15 protein-coding genes are annotated in these 18,158 nt (G+C 43.3%); 5 read left to right on the top strand and 10 right to left on the bottom strand.

Annotation, left to right across the window (positions count from 1 at the left end; all coding sequences use genetic code 11):
• Window positions 1–11: 11 nt before the first annotated feature.
• Both ACED41_RS16990 and ACED41_RS16985 read right to left on the bottom strand, forming a co-directional pair.
• On the bottom strand, window positions 12–1,694 hold the full coding sequence (locus ACED41_RS16990; RefSeq protein ID WP_017060395.1) for an aspartate:alanine antiporter: 1,683 nt from the start codon (window positions 1,692–1,694) through the stop codon (window positions 12–14).
• Window positions 1,695–1,943: 249 nt separating this feature from the next.
• Window positions 1,944–2,207, bottom strand: a complete 264-nt coding sequence (locus tag ACED41_RS16985) for a GrxA family glutaredoxin (protein WP_009847069.1) — start codon at window positions 2,205–2,207, stop codon at window positions 1,944–1,946.
• Window positions 2,208–2,613: 406 nt separating this feature from the next.
• Here ACED41_RS16985 and ACED41_RS16980 point away from each other — a divergent pair, with 406 nt between their 5' ends.
• On the top strand, window positions 2,614–3,906 hold the full coding sequence (locus ACED41_RS16980) for an iron-containing alcohol dehydrogenase (RefSeq protein ID WP_371725320.1): 1,293 nt from the start codon (window positions 2,614–2,616) through the stop codon (window positions 3,904–3,906).
• A gap of 124 nt (window positions 3,907–4,030) precedes the next feature.
• Here ACED41_RS16980 and ACED41_RS16975 read toward each other — a convergent pair whose 3' ends face one another.
• From ACED41_RS16975 to ACED41_RS16955, 5 genes are all read right to left on the bottom strand, one after another.
• On the bottom strand, window positions 4,031–4,885 hold the full coding sequence (locus ACED41_RS16975; RefSeq protein WP_004734686.1) for a MurR/RpiR family transcriptional regulator: 855 nt from the start codon (window positions 4,883–4,885) through the stop codon (window positions 4,031–4,033).
• 359 nt (window positions 4,886–5,244) lie between these two features.
• On the bottom strand, window positions 5,245–6,888 hold the full coding sequence (gene panP, locus ACED41_RS16970; RefSeq protein ID WP_017060397.1) for a pyridoxal-dependent aspartate 1-decarboxylase PanP: 1,644 nt from the start codon (window positions 6,886–6,888) through the stop codon (window positions 5,245–5,247).
• Window positions 6,889–7,006: 118 nt separating this feature from the next.
• Window positions 7,007–7,534 (bottom strand): hypothetical protein, encoded by a 528-nt coding sequence (locus ACED41_RS16965; RefSeq protein ID WP_017066066.1) that lies wholly within the window; start codon window positions 7,532–7,534, stop codon window positions 7,007–7,009.
• A 174-nt stretch (window positions 7,535–7,708) separates the two neighbouring features.
• Window positions 7,709–8,614, bottom strand: a complete 906-nt coding sequence (locus ACED41_RS16960) for a lysine exporter LysO family protein (RefSeq protein ID WP_017071961.1) — start codon at window positions 8,612–8,614, stop codon at window positions 7,709–7,711.
• Between the two features lie 54 nt (window positions 8,615–8,668).
• Window positions 8,669–9,589 (bottom strand): HDOD domain-containing protein, encoded by a 921-nt coding sequence (locus tag ACED41_RS16955; RefSeq protein WP_017066065.1) that lies wholly within the window; start codon window positions 9,587–9,589, stop codon window positions 8,669–8,671.
• Between the two features lie 357 nt (window positions 9,590–9,946).
• Between ACED41_RS16955 and ACED41_RS16950 the strand changes: the two genes are divergently transcribed.
• Window positions 9,947–10,528 (top strand): TfoX/Sxy family DNA transformation protein, encoded by a 582-nt coding sequence (locus tag ACED41_RS16950; protein ID WP_017060401.1) that lies wholly within the window; start codon window positions 9,947–9,949, stop codon window positions 10,526–10,528.
• A gap of 161 nt (window positions 10,529–10,689) precedes the next feature.
• On the opposite strand, the gene ACED41_RS16945 is transcribed toward ACED41_RS16950, so the two are convergent.
• From ACED41_RS16945 to ACED41_RS16935, 3 genes are all read right to left on the bottom strand, one after another.
• The gene (locus ACED41_RS16945; protein ID WP_017065409.1) at window positions 10,690–11,232 is read right to left on the bottom strand and encodes a hypothetical protein; all 543 of its coding nucleotides are present in this window, start codon (window positions 11,230–11,232) and stop codon (window positions 10,690–10,692) included.
• Window positions 11,233–11,518: 286 nt separating this feature from the next.
• Window positions 11,519–12,016, bottom strand: a complete 498-nt coding sequence (locus ACED41_RS16940) for a response regulator (protein ID WP_017065410.1) — start codon at window positions 12,014–12,016, stop codon at window positions 11,519–11,521.
• The gene (locus ACED41_RS16935; RefSeq protein WP_371725319.1) at window positions 12,009–13,952 is read right to left on the bottom strand and encodes an ATP-binding protein; all 1,944 of its coding nucleotides are present in this window, start codon (window positions 13,950–13,952) and stop codon (window positions 12,009–12,011) included. Before ACED41_RS16935 ends, ACED41_RS16940 begins: the two co-directional genes overlap by 8 nt.
• A gap of 183 nt (window positions 13,953–14,135) precedes the next feature.
• Here ACED41_RS16935 and ACED41_RS16930 point away from each other — a divergent pair, with 183 nt between their 5' ends.
• The 3 genes from ACED41_RS16930 to ACED41_RS16920 all read left to right on the top strand — a co-directional run bounded on the left by ACED41_RS16930 (window position 14,136) and on the right by ACED41_RS16920 (window position 18,155).
• Window positions 14,136–15,398: a DUF945 family protein gene (locus tag ACED41_RS16930; protein ID WP_371725318.1), complete on the top strand. Its 1,263-nt coding sequence runs from the start codon at window positions 14,136–14,138 to the stop codon at window positions 15,396–15,398.
• Window positions 15,399–15,560: 162 nt separating this feature from the next.
• Window positions 15,561–16,655 (top strand): 3-phosphoserine/phosphohydroxythreonine transaminase, encoded by a 1,095-nt coding sequence (gene serC, locus ACED41_RS16925; protein ID WP_017065411.1) that lies wholly within the window; start codon window positions 15,561–15,563, stop codon window positions 16,653–16,655.
• Window positions 16,656–17,006: 351 nt separating this feature from the next.
• Entirely contained in the window at window positions 17,007–18,155 is a 1,149-nt protein-coding gene (locus ACED41_RS16920) for an extracellular solute-binding protein (RefSeq protein ID WP_371725317.1), read from the top strand.
• Window positions 18,156–18,158: the final 3 nt, after the last annotated feature.

Below are 18,158 nucleotides of genomic sequence, written 5' to 3'. Positions count from 1 at the left end.
TGCAGCAGATGCTAGCTAATTATGATGATGAAAGTACCTGCTAAGGTCATCAATATATTGGCTATCGCATAAGTACCCGCATAACCCAGAGCCGGAATCGTTGAGCGAGCGTGGTCATTTACGATGTCCATCGCTGGAGCGCAAGTTCGCGCGCCAATGATTGCACCGAACAACAAAGCTCGGTTCATCTTCAATACGTAAGCGCCAACCAAGTAAGCGAAGAATACTGGCAGCACACTCACTACTAGGGCAATACCTATTACCTGTGGGCCAACTTGGGTTAAGTGCTCAAATATCTTACCACCGGCGCTCAAGCCGATACCGACCATAAAGAACATCAAACCGAGGTCTTTGACCATGTTCAGAGCACCTTGAGGCACATAACCGAAAGTAGGGTGGTTCGCTCGTAGGAAACCAAGCATGATGCCCGATAGAAGCAGGCCAACCGCGTTACCTAGCCCAAACGATACCTGACCGAATGTCATGGTGATCAAACCAAACAAAATACCCAAAATGAAGAAGCTACAGAAGGCCATCAAATCCGCCATTTGGCTGTGGATTGAGATGAAACCAATTTTCTCAGCTAGGCCGTGCACTCGACTCTTTTCACCACTCACCTGTAGGACGTCACCTTTAGAAAGCACGATGTTTAAGTCCATCGGCATTTCAATCTGAGCACGTACTACGCGGTTAAGGAAACAGCCGTATTCAGACAGGTTTAAGTCTGATAGGCGCTTACCTGCGATACTGTCACTCTTAACGACGATCTCTTCTTCCACGATACGCAGATCGAGAAGGTTACGGTCGAAAACTTCTTTACCGTTACGGAAGCTTGGGTCTAGACGAGCGTGGCTATCTGGGAAACCAACCAATGCGATCTCATCGCCTTCTTGCAGAATTGCATCACCATCTGGATGGGCAAGAATACCATTACGTCGAATACGCTCGATGTAACAGCCTGTTTGGCGATAGATGCCCAGTTCACGCAGATTCTTACCGTCAGTCCAAGAGATGAGCTCTGGTCCCACTCGATAAGCACGAATAATGGGCAAGTAAACCTTACGCTGACCTGAAGCGCCTAACCCACGTTCTTGGGCGATTTGCTCTGCCGAGTCGTGTAGGTTCACTTTTTGAAGTTTTGGAATCAAGCGAGCAAACATAATCATACTGATTAAGCCAACCAAGTAAGCCATCGCGTAACCGACTGAAAGGTTTTCGATAATCAGGCTCAAGTCCATGTTTCTTGGTAATTCTGCAAGCCCAGAATTCAGAGCATCTTGAGCACCTACCAATATCGGCGTTGCTGTTAAGGCACCTGCCATCATGCCTGCAGATAAACCAAAGCCTAGGCCAAGGTAATGACTACTGAAATAGGTTAGGGCAATTGCGGTAGAAAGTACCACAAGGCTCAGAATGAGGTAGTGCTTACCGTCTCTGAAGAAGATACCGAAGAAGTTTGGTCCAGCTTCAATGCCAACACAGTAGATGAACAGCATGAAACCAATGGTGAGCGCATCTGCGTTAAAAGAAAAGCCAAGATGTCCCATGATAAGGGAAGTAATCAAAACACCGATTGAATTACCAAGTTGGAGGCTACCGAAACGAATTTTACCAATGGCTAATCCAATCGATAAAACAACAAAGATGAGGAGAATGGGGTTTTGTTCTAACAGAAAAACAACGTCGATATTCACGGTGGTCGCTCAATAATTGGCGTGGAACACAGGGTAAGTTTGAGAGGTGAATTGTATCTAAATATAAATAAATTATAAGCAATATTTTGTTAATTTACTTGATTTTGACCTTATTCTTATTCCGTATGAAAACTGGTCATAAAAAAGCCCGCTACAGTGAGCGGGCTTTCTATAAATCGTACAGTCTAACGCCTAAATGGGTCAGCTGTTTAAGGCTTTAGCCCTGATTCTCGTTTGAGAAATCCTAGCTTAGTCGAAAAGACCTAGGTTTTCTTTTGCGTATGCTTCAAATTCTGTGCAGCCGCCGATGTGGTCTTGGTCGATGAAGATTTGTGGAACTGTATCGACAGGTTTACCAACAGTCTTCTCTAGATCAGCTTTGCTGATACCTTCAGCGTGGATGTCAACGTAACGGTAGTTGAAGTCATCGCGTTTAGCTTTAAGAGTTTCAGCATGCTCTTTTGCACGAACACAGAATGGGCAAGCAGGGCGACCAAAAATAACTACAAACATTTAATTTCTCCTAAATACGGGATGAGGCTCGTTAACTCGATTATGTTAACTATTCTTTAGTGAATGCCACTCAAAATTTCATAAAACCAACTATGCCTCAATGCCATGGGGAAATAAAGATGGAATTACCTCTTAATACAATAGGTTTTGTCTATCAGAGCAAATAATGGTCACAAAAAGGATCCATGCTGATTTCTGATGGGTATTCAGATTGATTACCCTTAATTTAAGAGTGTGAATTACCCCTAAGAATACGACATTAATCCATCTTTAATGCGACAAGTTGCACCTCGTCAAAAAAAGCGCATACAGAACGAGGCATCTTAATACTGATGCACTATATAAAGGCTAAATTCCAATAACCAAGAGTTCGCAGTTTTGTTCGGTCATAGGCGCAGGAGGCTCCATGTTTCAATTTATGACATCTACAAAGATCATCTTTGGTGATGGGGCACTTCCCGCTTCATTGTCTCTCTTTAATCAATACGGCTACAGCGTGTTATTGGTTACTGGTAATACATTAGAACGCACCTCACTGGTTACTGACTATCTAGATGCGCAGAGTATGCGTTACCAGCACATTGCCGTTTCGGGTGAACCCAATATCAAAATGGTTGAAGAGGCTGCCACGTCTGCTCGGCGATTTAAACCTGATATGGTGGTGGCAATGGGTGGCGGCAGTGCCATTGATATGGGCAAAGCGTTGGCTGCGGTTTTACCTAATCAAGGCAATTTATATGACTATGTTGAAGTGGTCGGGCGTAATGTTCCTCTTAAAACCAAACCACTTCCGTTTATCGCAATTCCAACCACAGCGAGTACCGGTGCCGAGGTCACTAAAAACGCGGTGCTGAAATCAGGCCAAGACCAAGTAAAAATCAGCCTGAGAAGCCCAGACATGCTGGCCGACGTTGCGATTGTCGACCCAACCCTAACTCATGGAACCAATCTATATCTATCTGGGCGAGGTGCGATGGATGCCTTTACTCATCTAATGGAAGCCTACGTGTGTGGTGAACCGAATCCGTTAACCGATATGATTTGTGAAGAAGGGCTGCGTAAGTTGAGTGGTTCTGTGGTTAAAGCGTGTGTTTATGATGAGCCTCAAGCGCGTTCTGATCTTGCTTTCGCTTCTATGCTCGGTGGTATGGCGATAACTAATGCCAAGCTTGGCGCAGCCCATGGTTTAGCCTCCGCACTAGGAGGTAAGATTTCTGCGCCTCATAGTGTGATTACCGCGCGTTTAGCGCCGTTTGTGATGTTGGAGAACATAGCCGTTGCAAAAGAGCAGCAAAGAAGCGACATCCTAGCGCGTTATCAGCGAATCGCTCAGATAGTAACAGGTAACGTAGAAGCAATAGAAGAGGAGGCAATTTCTTGGTTATCGGAAGTGCTTGATACGCTTAAGTTACCCAACTTGTTGGAATTTGGTGTCTGTGAAGCCCAGTTTGATGAGGTGTCTGCCGACGCGCTCAAATCAGTGGCGATTAAAGGAAACCCTTTGCCGCTTAACCAAGAGAGGCTCGTGCATATTTTGAAGCAAGTATGCGAGAAGTGCAGTTGTAGAGAAGGGCATCATGAGGGAGCTTCAATGAATCAAATTGGGCAAGAGCCAGCTGTCGAGTCGAGCTTTACCATTATCAATTCTTATGCGTCCGAAAACAGCGTGGTTGAGAAGGGCAATAGTTGGACTATCTAACGGTCTTAAACTTGTTCGTTGTATAAGTCATTTTATACAGACAAATAAAAACGGAGCTCTAGGCTCCGTTTTTTTAATTCAACTTGTTCTCTGGTCATCTGTTTTCAGTTCATGACTAAGCAGATTAGAACTGAGAGTACTTCTCGTAACGTGAATCACGAAGTGACTCTTTGACGCGCTTTAGGTTCTCTCTGAAACCAGAACCACGACGTAGCGTAAAGCCTGTCGCTAGCACATCGATAACCGTCATCTGAACAACGCGACTTGCCATTGGCATGTAAACGTCAGTGTCTTCTGGAACATCCAGAGAAATAGACAACGAGCTCGCTTTATCCAGTGGAGAATCTTTTGCTGTAATAGCAATAACTGTCGCACCGTTTTCACGCGCTAAGTTTGCAATCTCAACTTGGCTTTTAGTGCGGCCAGTATGAGAGATAAGAACAATAACGTCGTTATCACTGCAGTTAATGCAGCTCATTCGTTGCATCACGATGTCTTCGAAACATGTGATTGGGATATTAAAACGAATAAACTTGTTTTGAGCATCTTTGGCGACAGCAGAAGAGGCACCCAGTCCGAAGAACGAAATGCGTTTTGCTTGAGTCAGCAAGTCAACAGCACGGTTTACTTGCATCGCGTCTAGACTGTTTTTAGCAACGTCTAGACAAGCCATAGTTGATTCGAAAATCTTATGCGTATAAGCATCTGGACCATCATCTTCTTCAACATTACGGTTCACGTAGGGTGTACCGTTTGCCAAGCTTTGAGCTAGGTGAAGTTTGAAGTCAGGGAAGCCCTTTGTGTCTAATCGACGACAGAAGCGGTTAACTGTAGGCTCACTCACGTCAGCCATTTTAGCTAAGGTAGCAATGCTAGAATGAATTGCAGTTTGAGGGGAAGCCATAATTACTTCGGCTACCTTGCGCTCAGACTTGCTGAAATTTTCCAGGTTTTTTTGTATTTTTTCTAATGTATTCATAGTGTTCACAAGGGTATAGAGAACAACTTGCTAGTTAATATCTTTTACCAGGGGGTATGGCTGAAGCAAATATCAGTAAACACAAAGCCAAATGTATATTTGGTATCGTAAATACTGCTGCGTCAAATAGATATCAAGCTAACTAGCACCATAGAGTCAGTATAAACCCAACATACTATTTACTAATACAAAAACAGGGCATGAATGCTTAAGAATATGACAAACCTCAACAAAATTTTAGAAAACTACAGAATTGGAAGAGAGTTTGAGCAAAAAGAATGCAAAATGAGTATGAACTGACAGCTTAGTTACATCAAAAAGAAAGAAATTTTCAATTTGATGCAACTAAAATTGAATGACTATGCGTTGATTTGCGTAACCAGTTTGTTGATTTTGCCCATCAAGTTTGGTGCTAGTTTAGAGATCTCACGCTGTTCTTCAAGCACTGACGAAAGAATGTCATTGCCTGTTAGTGGGTTTGCTAATACCACGCGGAAAACGATGATTGGCTGATGTACCCATGCTTCAGGGTTTAAGCGTGTACGTGACACGAAAGACTTACCTGTTTCACGCTGCTTCTTCTGAATAAACTTAGTCAGCTCATTGAGCAACTCATTCAGTTCGACACGATGTTCAGGCTCAGCTTTAAGCAGTGCCGCTTTGACTGACTCAGGGACATAGCGATAAGTCAGTAGGCAAAGCTCAGGTTCTGAAACCAGCTCGAAGTCGCTCTGATCTTTAATTAGGTCGGCAAAGTAGCGCGCTTTGTTGATGCTTTGGTCGATCAGCAGTTCATAACCTGGGCGGCTAATGATGTGCATTGCGGCGTAAACCAGCATTGCCATACCTGAACGAGAACCTTCTAACGTATGGCTGCCTAAATCTTTTGAGCCTTTACGAAGAATGTATTGAGCATGATGTTCAATCGCAGTCATCGCATCTGGCTTCTTAAACAGAACCATACCCGCACCCATAGGGATATAAAGCTGTTTATGCGCATCAATCGTGACTGAATCCGCCAGTTCAATACCATCAAGTAGGTGACGATGATTGTTAGACATCAGAGTCGCACCGCCCCAAGCTGCATCAACGTGGAAATGACAATCGGATTCGGCACACACCTCAGCAATGTCTCTTAGCGGGTCGATATTACCGGTTTCGGTTGTACCAGCCACACCAATGACGGCGAAAGGTTTGATCTTGTTCTGCTTGAGCTGCTCGATCTTGAGTCTTAAATCATCAGTACAAATACGGTTGTCGTTATCTGTTTTAACAGACACTAGACCTTCTTGACCAATACCAAGGACATCCGCGGCTTTTTTCAGAGAGTAGTGGCCACGTTCAGAGACTAAGATGGCAAGGCCTTCGTAGTCGTAGTGCTTCATGGCTTTAAACAGGCCTTCTTTTTCTACACCTTTGAACGAACCTTGCGCTTTTAGTGCGTTGTTACGTGCAACCCAGAGCGCTGTAATGTTCGCGATGGTACCGCCAGAACAAAACGCACCTAAAGAGTGGTTTGCGCTGTGCATCCAACGAGAATAAAACTGGTCACTATCTTGATAAATCAGGCGATGTAACATGCCCAGAACTTGACGTTCTAGGGGAGTGAAAGCTTTTGAGGTCTCGATTTTTACTAGATTCTGATTCAACGCAATCATGATTTTTGAAAGCGGCATCAGGAAGTACGGCAACGCAGAGGTCATATGGCCAATAAAACTTGGCGAAGACGTGTGAACCGAATGAGACACAAGAGAATCGAGGAGATGCTCAGTATGTTCAGAAACAAACTCAGGCTGCTCTGGGATATGAGCATTTGAAAAATCTTTCTCAATTTCACGTAGCGGCTTTTCTTCAGCCACAATATGTTCACGTAAGAATTGATTCAGGTTTCGTGAAAGTTTGTCTTCAATTTGAGTGAGTGTTGAATCTGGGCCTTCAGGTACCGTGAAGATACGTAGAAGACTGTCGAAGCTAACATCTGCTGTTTTTTGTTCCGTAACCATAGCAAGCGAGTTATTTTTCTAATATTGACGCGAGCGGGACAATCTAAACGAAAACGGGAACAATGTCCCGTCTTAATTATGAAATCCAACTTCTCAAAAAAGCATATTAAATGCGGGGTTATTTACACTTAATCGCTTCAAGTTTACTGATCGACTGGTTGTAACGCTGCAGCGCTGAGTCGATTTGCTTAGGGTGACTAAGCAGCTCTGCAAAGGCAGAACGTAGTTCGTAGTTTTGAGCGTGAGGCGTTGATTGGCGGTCATCGAATGTTGTTTTCGCGATTTTACCAAGCTCATCATCACGTGTTGATAGCGTTTTAATGTCGTGTTGCTCAAGTTGCAACCAACCTTCTACAGGTTGCTCTGTTGCCACTTTGCTTGAGTCGTTTACTAAGTAGTAGTGAACCGCAGCACGGTTAAGCTCAAAGTGGTGCTTACGACCTTCTAGGAACCACTCACTCACTTCTGTTAGCTCTGGATATTGCTCAGAGGTTAATGCAGCAAGGTCGGCATACCAATTCAAAGAAGCGTCGATGTACGCATCATATTTTTTTGCTTGGCACTGGTTTGTCTCAGACATTGAATCTGCTGCAAAAGAGAAAGTAGAAGTTGAAGCTAGCAGTAATGCGACGCAAAGGCGTTTCATAGTGGTTCCTTTTGTAAGTTTATTCTTTTTATAACTTTGTCGTTACAGGTTACCGTGATCGTTATTTGTTGAGCAATGACACTTAGTGTCTTTTTATTTCGGTAACTGTATCGGTGTCTTGGGCATTGGTATTCGAGTTGCATTCTAATCTAAAACAAACGCTATTCCTGCGATCTAGTTAGCAAGAGATACAAAGAACAACATCAATATCGGAACAAGCAAGCTGAGGATAAAGCCACTGACGATAGCGATAGGCACACATCTAACGCCGCCTGTTGTTTGAATGACCGGTAAGGTGAAGTCCATCGCAGTCGCACCAGCATAACCAATGGAAGTGCATGGGTAGCTGCGAATTAGCACTGGAATCAGTACCAAGGCAACTAACTCTCTTAACAGCTCAAGCATGAAAGAAGCGCCACCATAGACAGGACCAAAGGCGTCACCCATTAAGATACCAGCCAGAGAGTACCAACCAAATCCAGAAGACATTGCCAAGGCTTTGAACAGAGGGATATCTAGGATGTAAGCCGCGATTACACCACCTAACATTGAGGTGATGATAATGGTGATTGCGATAACCATACCGTGCTTGTTGAGTAAGATCTGACGAAGTGTGAGTCCGCTATTACGCAGCTGAATGCCGATAAAGAATAGAAGAACAAACAGAATCCATTCGCTTGCGGTATCAACCCAATCAAGGCCAATAGGCAGCACTAAGCCAGCGATTAGCCCTGAACCTACCACTAAGATGAGTTTTGCAGATTCCATCGCCATAGAAGAGAGGGGAAGCTTCTTCTTGCTACTGTCGGTTTTGAGTGGCAATAACTTATCAATAGCGGGCAGTGCCATTAGGTTACATACGCTTAAGCAGACAAAGAAAGTGACGGTATATAGAAGGATTGTCTGCAGGTTACTGCCTAGGTTATCGAGGGCGGCTAAGCTTAGTCCCATTAACGCCAGAATCACGTAGATCAACCGCGATGTTGAGCGGTTGATAAATTCTAATGTCTGAGCGTTCGAAATTGCAAAAAGATACCCCACGACGAGTGGCGCAAATATAAAGATCATCCCTGTAAACATGCTTTCCCCATTGCATTTACTTCATATTACACTTACTTGTAATTTAACAGTGACTTAGAAGCCGCTAGTATTGATCACGTCGCTTAGCTTTGCATTAAAATCATGCTTGCTCAAGTTGCTTAATTTATAAAGCACCTCTGCACCTGTCACGTTAAGTTCAACTTCGTGATCATCGATGTTCTCATCCTTGTTTCTGAACATCAGCAGGTGGTTAGCGATTCGAGCGATATCTAAGTAAGAGACTTCACGCTGTTCGTGGTTATTGATGGTATTGCTGCACACATCAATAAAGTCGCTGTCGAAGCCCCAACGGTTAAGCACCAATTTACTGGTAGCAGAACATTGGCCTTGGAAGATTTGTAGAGCGATGTCGTGATCTAGGTAATTGCCATTTTCGAGGTAGAGGTGGTATTCGCTAACCAAACAGAACAAACCAATATCAGCCAGTAATCCAACAAGCAGCGATTTTTCATGCTCAAGGTAACGGTATTCAGTAGGGGAGAGCTCTTTGAAGCTGTTGGTAACAAGCACCATAGTAGCGCCCAGCTCTTTTGATACAGAAGCGCTCTGAACCAATACCTTATTACATTCTTTACTGAGGTTGACTGAGTGTTTGAGTTGCTCAATAGCCTGAGCCGTCACGATGTCACGTACTCTTAATATGCCAAGGCGCGACACTGCCGTCATAATATCAACACAAGTAATATTACGTCGGTTAAAGACGACAGAGTTAGCCACACGAATGACAATAGCAGCGAGGCCTGGGTCTTCGAGTAAGCACTCGGCAACGTCAGCAATCCCAGTTGATTCAAGGGTACAAAGCGATTGAATCTTCAGTACAACGTTAGGGATAGGAGGAAGTGTTATTTTTCCCGCTGAGATAGAATGTCCAACAAGTTGGGCAAACTCTGATTCTAGACCCTTTAAGAGAAGAGTCTTATTTTGAGGTAGCCAGAAAAACGATAAATGATTCATATAAAAAGTAAAAACAGGTCTGTCCTGCCATTTTACAAGCCACGATGCTGCGAGGCAATACTCACCCGTCTACATAACCTTTAATAATTTGAACCGGTGTATCACTAGGTGTCCAAATTCAAGCATGGTTTGATAGTTTACTGTGAAGTCAATCATGAAAAACCGGAATACTCAATTGATTGATGTGAACTAAGTCCAGACTTATTTTTCTTTTCGAAGTATGATTTATTTAAAGGTGAAAAACGAAACCATAATATTCACCTATAGAATAACAAAATAGATTTAAAATTTTCGCATAACAAGCTGCTTGTCTGGTGATCAACCTAATCGGGGTAATTTGATTAAGGATCAACGGATATGACCGAGACAGCATTTATTAATTACGTGAATCAATTTGGTGAGCATCAAAAACGTTCTATGTTCGGAGGTATTGGCCTCTTTCAAAATGACGCTATGTTCGCTTTATTGAGTGAAGGTTGTTTATTCATTAGAGGTGGAAAATCATTAGATAAAAAACTGACCGATCTTGATTGTGAAAAGTATCGTCATGTAAAGAAGCAGACAACAGCAACCGTAAACTATTACGACATTACGGATCTGTTTACCTGTGAACATCCTGAATTGGATAGTATTATTCGTACTTCAATCGATAATTCAATTCAGCAGCGTAGCTTCAAGAAGTCATCAGCTAGCCGTAGATTAAGAGATCTACCAAACATGCAGCTTACGTTAGAGCGCATGGTTAAAAAGGCGGGTGTGGATGATGTTTCAATGTTTATGCAGTTGGGCGCACCTGAAGTGTTTAATAAGGTTCGCGAAGCGTACGGAAACGATGTTGACCTAAAACTACTTTGGAAATTTGCGGGTGCAATTGATGGTATTCACTGGAAACTATTACAAGAGCCACGCAAGCAGCAATTACTAAAGAGCTGCCACTAAAGAAGTTTACCTTATATGCTTAAGATTACTGTTAATAAATAAAAACCGAGGAATGTCCTCGGTTTTTTTGTTTCTGTCTTAGCCGGATTTCTTAAAAGACTAAGTATCAAAAGGCTAAGTGCTCATAGATAGCTTATTTGCTAGGGCTTGAGCTTTAAGTATTAGTACTTGAAGCGAGCAGTGAACATAAGTTGGTCACCGTAGAAGTCGTTAATACGAGCTTCAGCACCTAAAGAGAAAAGCTCTGTAGAGTGGAAACGCGCGTAAACAGAACCTGTCCAATCATCGTTGTCATCGATAGAAACGTAACCACCTTTACCACCAACTTCTAGTTGTGGACCAAGCCATTGGCGAACACCAATGTTGATTTCCATACCGATATCAGTAGAGCTTGAGTTCTCAGGTTGAACGATACGAGCTAGCATTTCACCTGTTAGGTCTGCCCAGTTGTTTAATGGAGCGTGGAAACCAAGACCTACAGCTGAGTCGTAATCGCTTTCAAATTCTGAATCGATACGTGCTATAGCGTGAGCGTTCGGGTGAATGGACTTACTGAACGCACCACCAAATGTTACTGGGCTAGCACCGATACGTGCTTCAAAGTAATCATAGTTAAAGTTGCTCATTACCTGTGGTTGTTCATCAACAGCTAGTGCTTGACCAGAAGCCAATAGCATAGCGGTAGTAAGTAGAATTTTGCGCATAACGACCGTAAACCTATATTAGTGTTAATTCCTTTGGTTTGAGACAAATCGGCAAACCATAAACATTGAGACAGTTTAATCTAACTCACGGAAAAGTAATCCTTTAAAATGTAAAACCTTACTCATTTAGTTAAAAAACAAGCAAATTAAGGATCAGTATGTAACGGAGATCTCATGTTTAGGGCGAATGAGAAAAATAGACGAGCGAATTATCCAAAATTTGTATACATTCGGAAGGTTTTTATATCGGATGACGCTATTCTCAGTATCCATTAACCAATCAGTGCTATTCACCAAAACTGGTGCGTTTATCCGCCATTGAAGTCAGTATGCGCTCGGTATCTAAGATGGAAGTCCAGTTTAGCAATTGCTTGTCGTTGGCAATGACATAGTCAGTCAATTGTTGAGTAATCGTGTCTCTCAGTTGGTCGCCTTGCCAAGGTTTTGAAATATAGAAATCAAGTGCTGCGTTGTTAATGGCTGTGACGGTATCTTCTAGCCCAGCTTGCCCGGTGAGCAACAGCTTACGCGTTGGTTTAGTAGCGTCGTGTTGGTTGAGTTCGATCAGAAAATCAATGCCGGTTTCTTCTGGCATGATGTGGTCGCATAAGATTAACGCGAGCTTAATACCATCTTGTCCCATTTCTTTGATTACTTGCTTGGCTTCATCGACCGACTCTGCACCTTCAACCAGAAAGTTCTCTTCAAATATCGCCAAGTCCTGAAGGACACTATTGAGAACTTCAGGTTCATCATCGACACATAAAATTAGGTACTTATTCATGAGGTGCTCCTTCTTGTTTGAATGGAAGCCACACTTGCATGTTTGTATGGCTGCCTACCTCTGACTCCACCAAAATAAACCCTTGATGAGCCGAAACGATTTGTTGAGAAATGGATAACCCAATCCCTAAACCAAAGTTGCCTTCTTTTTTAGTCGTGAAATTTGGGTTGAAAATGGTGTTGATGTCTTCTTTGGCAATGCCGTGGCCAGTATCGGAGATTTGCACCACAAGAAACGCGTCGTCGCCTTTTGTCTGTTGAGAAGTGGTGATGGTCACTTTTCCTCGTTCAGATAGGGCATCGAGCGCATTGGAGATAAGGTTGGTCCACACTTGTTGCAGCGAGAGCGACTGGCACAATAAAGGCGGTAAGTCGGTATCGTAATGCTTTTCGAGTTGGTGGTGTTTAAGCCTGTTTTCAAAGATCACTAAGGTATCTTCAAGCCCTTCGTGAATGTCTGCGTAGTGGCGAACCTCTTCATCTTCTCGGGCATAGCTTTTTAGGCTTTTAACCATATCGGCAATACGCTTGCTGCATACTTGAATTGAGCGGATAGAGTTTCCAACATAGTGGTAATGCTCTAAGTCATTGAGCAGCTCTTTGCCTGCGACAGGTGAGTCTTTCAAGGTGTCTAGAACCGCCGAGTCTTGGCTTAGGTTTAGTCTCACAGCTTTTTTTGCTAAAGCACGGTCATTAATCGTCGACGTAAGATGCTTTACGAGCTGTCTTTCTTGGGCTGTTGATAGTGGCTTAGCTAACTTTGAATGTGCCAGTACGTCAATCCCTTTATTGGACTCTGGAACGGATAGGTTTGCCAATATTTGGTCGAGATGGTCTGACAGAGTTTCGATGCTTCTTAATATGGCAGCAATCGGGTTATTCAGCTCATGTGCGACTCCCGCGACTAGCTGCCCGAGCATCGCCATTTTCTCTTTCTCGATCAGTTGTTGATGTGCAGACTCTAATGATTCTAGTGTCTGCTGCAGTTTGATCTTATTGGTGATGCTGCGTTGCAAACGTCGATTAAAATGACGGAGCAATAGATTGGTAAATAAAGGCAGCAGGGTATTGTTTGAATGCATCACCTGAGCAAAGCTATCTTTATCCAGTTTGATAACGCGAGTCTGCGTTAGGGTGATCGCCGTAGAAAACGAAGGCTCGCCTGTTACAAATGACATCCCGCCAACAATGTTCCCTTTGGAGTGACGTACCACTTCCCGCTGTTGCCCAAGTTCATCTTTCTTATAAAGAGCTGCTTCACCCTCAATGATCAGCCATAAAAAGCGATTGTCTTCGCCTTCCACAGTGAGTAGATGCTCGGGGGAATAGTCACGAATGGCCTTAGTTTTGTCATCTTTTGAAAACACATCTTGTAAGGCACTGACGACACGTTCTGCAAGGGCATTATCAGAAAGCTGGTGGTAGTCGTGAATGAAACCCGATTGGAAAGAGTGAATCTTTTGCTCAATGTGCGCTCTGAGTAAGCGTTGTTGATCCAATGCATCGCTGTAAGAGAGCAGGTTTTCTGAGTCGTATTGGATAACAAAAGAGGTCAGCTCTTTTTGCGCTGATTTGAACAGAACCTGATCTTGAACCGGTTTGGTTAAACAGTGGTTGAGCCTACCTTCATTCACAGCGGTTAAAATGGATTGAATGTCTGACGAAGCGCTGACTAATATCGTTCTTGCGGTATTACTATGGGGCAGCTGTTGAAGTTCAATCAGGAATTGCACGCCATTAAATTCAGAATGATGATGAGTGATCACCAAGGCAACGGTTTGGTTGTGATCATGAATATCTTCTAATGCGTGATGTGCATCTTCTATGTTCTCGGCAGTATAAATATCGAATACAGAAGCCAACGGAGCCAGCTCCGAACGTATTCTTTCAATGCTAACCGGATTATTGTCCAAACAGATAACAGCGTATTGATTCACAGCTCAACCTTAATAGTAGCGACGTCTTTAGCCTAGCAAGAACCGCCGAATAAGGATGAGAGCTAGCCGTTAATTTATTGAGGCAATCGAAGTATCGAGCAATAGACTGATTTAACTCAATGTTTCTTGTTTGCTACTGATGGGTTAGACTAAAAAAAATAGACACGTGTAGAAAGAGAACTCATGGAACAGTTAAGAAAAATTGGTGCTATTGGCGGAGCAATCTCACTGGCACTTTGTTGGCCGCTAGCGGTTGGGCAAATTGGACAAAATGCGATTACCGATGGCGTTGCAAAGCTTAACAATTCAAGCATTCAAGCTGAGATCGTGGAATACGATAGAGGTTACCTTTCTTCTACTGTAACCACTCGCGTAACTGTGACGGATGAGAGCTTGAAAGAGCAGCTTGCGCTCGATGGCTTACCAAGTGAGTTTGTCATTAATAGTGCGGTGAGCCATGGCTTAGTGAGCTTAAACGCGCTGTCGACGTTTGAGAATACTGACATTCTGCCTCTTACTCTGACTACCAGCACTGAACTAAACGGCAACACGGATTTCAACTTCGAGTTAAGCCAGTTCAATCACCAAGGTTCTGATGAGAATGGGACTTCGGTCTCGATCACTAAATCGAATCTTTCTGGCCATGCGACTGTTTTAGGCCAAGTTGATTACGAGCTTTCAATCCCATCGGTTCAAATTGATTTTGAAACGGGTGAAGAGGTCACACTCTCTAACCTAAAAGGCATTGGCTCAGGCCAGCAAGCGAAAGGTTACTGGTTAGGCACGCAGAATTTTACTATTGATAGCTTCTTGATTTCAGATTCTGCAATGCAGCCATTCATGACCATCGAAAACTCTAAGTACGATTTTGAATCGCATCTAGATGAAGCGACTAAGCGCTTGAGCAGCAGTCTTAAGTTGGATGTCGCCAATATTGAGACCAACGAAGGCCAGTTGAACAATCTAAACGTCGATTTTGAAATGTCGAAACTGGACAGCCAGTCGTTTGAGAAAATCTTTGAAATTTACCAGGCGAATCCTGTTCTGACACAAGAAGATGTGGCTGAGATCATTCCGTTCATCGACGTACTGTTTGCTAAAGGCTTCGACCTTTCAATGAACAATATGTCGTTAGAATTAGGCAAGGGTCAGTTTGAATCTAAATGGTTGGTGAGCGTACCGGAAGGGACCGAAAACATCAGCAGTAACCCTTCAATGATTGTTCCTGCATTAACAGGTAATGTTCAATCTAGCTTCTCAAATGAGCTTGTTGAAGAATACCCTTTTATCCGTGAAGGTATCGACGAATTGATCGTGATGGAAATGATCAAGCAAACAGAAAGTGGTTATGAAATCACGGCTGACCTAGAGAATGGAAATCTAGTGTTTGAAAATGGACAAGAAATTCCATTAATTGCACTGCTTATGCCGGCTTTTGTTCAATAAAAAGAGTCGGGCTTAATACTGATAGGGCGATCTAACGGGTTAAGTTAAACATTTTGTACGGTACGAAACAAAAGAGGTCTTAAGACCTCTTTTGTTGTTTTTATGTTGGGTAAAACATGGTATTACTTGCATAGTTATTATTTAGCAGGAGCAATTATCCCCATGGAACTTACATTAGATAACGTATTCAACTTTAGTGCTGGCCCAGCGGCACTGCCTAAACCGGTAATGAAACAAGCGCAAGCAGACTTCATTGATTGGAATGGTTTAGGCACTTCCGTGATGGAAATCAGCCATCGCAGCAAAGAATTTATTCAAGTTGCCGATGAGTCTGAGCAAGACCTACGTGATCTTCTGAACATCCCAGACAACTACAAAGTTCTTTTCTGTCAGGGGGGCGCTCGTGCTCAATTCGCTGCTGTTCCTCTAAACCTTTTAGGTGATGCGACGAAAGCGACTTACATTGATGCGGGTTACTGGGCAGAAAGTGCAGTGACTGAAGCGAGCAAATATTGCGAAATCGATGTATTCAACGCGAAGACGTCAATTGATGGTAAAGCAGCGGTTGTTCCAGCTAAAGATTGGAAAATTGACCCGGAAGCTGCGTATGTACATTTCTGTCCGAATGAAACCATCGATGGTATTGAAATCAGCGAGCTTCCTCAAACGGATAAGCCAATCGTAGCGGATATGTCATCTAACATTCTGTCTCGTAAGATTGATGTGTCTCAGTACGGTGTTATCTACGCGGGCGCGCAAAAGAATATCGGCCCTGCGGGTATCTGCATTGCAATCGTACGTGATGATCTACTCGAACTCGCAAACGACGTGTTGCCGAGTATTCTGAACTACAAAGTACTTGCTGAAAAAGACTCAATGTTCAACACACCACCAACGTACGCTTGGTACCTATCAGGCCTTGTGTTCAAGTGGCTGAAAGCTCAAGGTGGCGTTGAAGCGATGGAGTTGGTGAACAAAGAGAAAGCAGCGCTGCTTTACGATGCAATCGATAGCTCAGCTTTCTACAAAAACGATGTTCACACTGCAAACCGTTCTAGAATGAATGTGCCGTTCCAACTGGCGAAACCTGAGTTAGATGGCAAGTTCCTAGAATTGGCTGATGCTGCAGGTCTGAAATCACTGAAAGGCCATAGAGCAGTAGGTGGAATGAGAGCTTCACTTTACAACGCAATGTCTCTGGAAGGCGTTCAAGCGCTGGTTAGCTTCATGAAAGATTTCGAAGAGAAATACGCTTAATCGATGATAGGGCTTTGACTGATAAATTGCTTATTTGATTTTTATTGTGTCGAATGCACCGAACGAGATAGATGCCGCTTTTGCGGCATTTTTTTTGTCGTTAATAATAAAGGGTATGGTATGTTGATTTATTGTAAGAACAGTCATCCAGAGATATGACGGATGTATCAGAATGAGCAGACCTTTCTCTTAAAGCGAGAGTATCAACTGTTATTTAGGCACTTTTTACTATATAACGTGTCGCCCAAAGCTAGGTCTCTAATCATGAGCAGTGAGCGATAAGCCGCATCGCCCGGTTTATTGATGGGCGATTAAAATCCAACGTCTAATTTTTACCACAAGGAACCAAGTGTGAGGTTATTGAGTCTATTTGCGATGCTATTTCCGGCCGTTGCTTGTTCGTCCACACTTGAAATATGGGCTGGTATTAATTATGAAACGGCCGATTATGTAAAAGAACATATCGAAGCGATGACTGATCATCGTGTAGAAATTCGTTCGTTTGACGTCAACAGTATTCGTTCTGAACTGCTTGTTGCTGATCCTAGAGACAATACCTTTCCCGACGCCATCTGGGTTCCTTCTGACTTCTTAGGTCTAACTGAATATATCGATTTAGCGACGCTTCCTGATGCTTGGGTCGATACCCAACGCTATGAGAAAAAAGCGCTTGATGCAGTGGTCATCAACGGTGAGCTTAAGGCGTTACCGGTTGGTATTGGAAACCAAGTCGTTCTGTATTCGAGCAAGCCTCAAGCGCAAGTCGTGACATGGGAGAGCCTAATTGAACGCTCTGCTCAGTCCGATCAAGTGAGCGTGCTTTTTCCCAATCCAAACATGTACTTCTATCTAGCTTTCTATCAGCTTTTTTCTGAAGACTTATTATCGTCGAAGAATGTTAATGGTGAAGGGTTAGTTGCTATCTTTGATTTCATCGACATGTTGCAGCAGAACAAAGTCATCGAATCATCGTGCAGCGATATTTGCGCGAGGCAGAGGTTCATCAATGGGGAAGTCGAGTTTTTGATTGACGGTGATTGGGCGTTCAGCGAACTCGATGCCGCCTTTGGTCGAGATTTGTACATCAATTCGTTGCCGACCTATCGTGGTGAAAGTATGTCTTCATTTAGTGGCGCAAAGGTTTTTGCTGTCACGGAAAAAGGCATGCAAAACCCAGATAAGAAATTGGCTTTGAAAGAAGTCGTTCAATACCTGCAATCAAACAGTTTCACCTATTTAGCTCACTCGAGTGCCATGGTTTCGCCGTTTTATGAGGTTAATCAACGCCGTGTTGAGGAAGGTAACCAGACACTTTCAAATATGTACGATGAGTTTCAAGCATCGCAAATGATGTCGAGTGACTACAAGATGGCGATCGTTTGGGAGGCATCGGCTCGGGCGTATCAGCGTTACAAGTCAGGGATGCCAAAGAGTGAACTGCATAAGTTTTACAATGATTTTGTTCAATATTACTCGGCGAATATGAGGGTAAGAGATTGAAGC

The organism is Vibrio sp. 1F255, assembly GCF_041439145.1.
In the GTDB taxonomy this organism is placed as follows: Bacteria; Pseudomonadota; Gammaproteobacteria; order Enterobacterales; family Vibrionaceae; genus Vibrio; species Vibrio crassostreae_C.
The sequence above is the reverse complement of the archived record's forward strand: the minus strand, read 5'-3'. Positions and strand labels throughout refer to the sequence as shown.

Coding starts and splice junctions, on each gene's coding strand:
- ACED41_RS16985 (WP_009847069.1), bottom strand. CDS start 2,207: ATGTTTGTAGTTATTTTTGGTCGCCCTGCTTGCCCATTCTGTGTTCGT.
- ACED41_RS16980 (WP_371725320.1), top strand. CDS start 2,614: ATGTTTCAATTTATGACATCTACAAAGATCATCTTTGGTGATGGGGCA.
- ACED41_RS16975 (WP_004734686.1), bottom strand. CDS start 4,885: ATGAATACATTAGAAAAAATACAAAAAAACCTGGAAAATTTCAGCAAG.
- panP (WP_017060397.1), bottom strand. CDS start 6,888: ATGGTTACGGAACAAAAAACAGCAGATGTTAGCTTCGACAGTCTTCTA.
- ACED41_RS16965 (WP_017066066.1), bottom strand. CDS start 7,534: ATGAAACGCCTTTGCGTCGCATTACTGCTAGCTTCAACTTCTACTTTC.
- ACED41_RS16960 (WP_017071961.1), bottom strand. CDS start 8,614: ATGTTTACAGGGATGATCTTTATATTTGCGCCACTCGTCGTGGGGTAT.
- ACED41_RS16955 (WP_017066065.1), bottom strand. CDS start 9,589: ATGAATCATTTATCGTTTTTCTGGCTACCTCAAAATAAGACTCTTCTC.
- ACED41_RS16950 (WP_017060401.1), top strand. CDS start 9,947: ATGACCGAGACAGCATTTATTAATTACGTGAATCAATTTGGTGAGCAT.
- ACED41_RS16945 (WP_017065409.1), bottom strand. CDS start 11,232: ATGCGCAAAATTCTACTTACTACCGCTATGCTATTGGCTTCTGGTCAA.
- ACED41_RS16940 (WP_017065410.1), bottom strand. CDS start 12,016: ATGAATAAGTACCTAATTTTATGTGTCGATGATGAACCTGAAGTTCTC.
- ACED41_RS16930 (WP_371725318.1), top strand. CDS start 14,136: ATGGAACAGTTAAGAAAAATTGGTGCTATTGGCGGAGCAATCTCACTG.
- serC (WP_017065411.1), top strand. CDS start 15,561: ATGGAACTTACATTAGATAACGTATTCAACTTTAGTGCTGGCCCAGCG.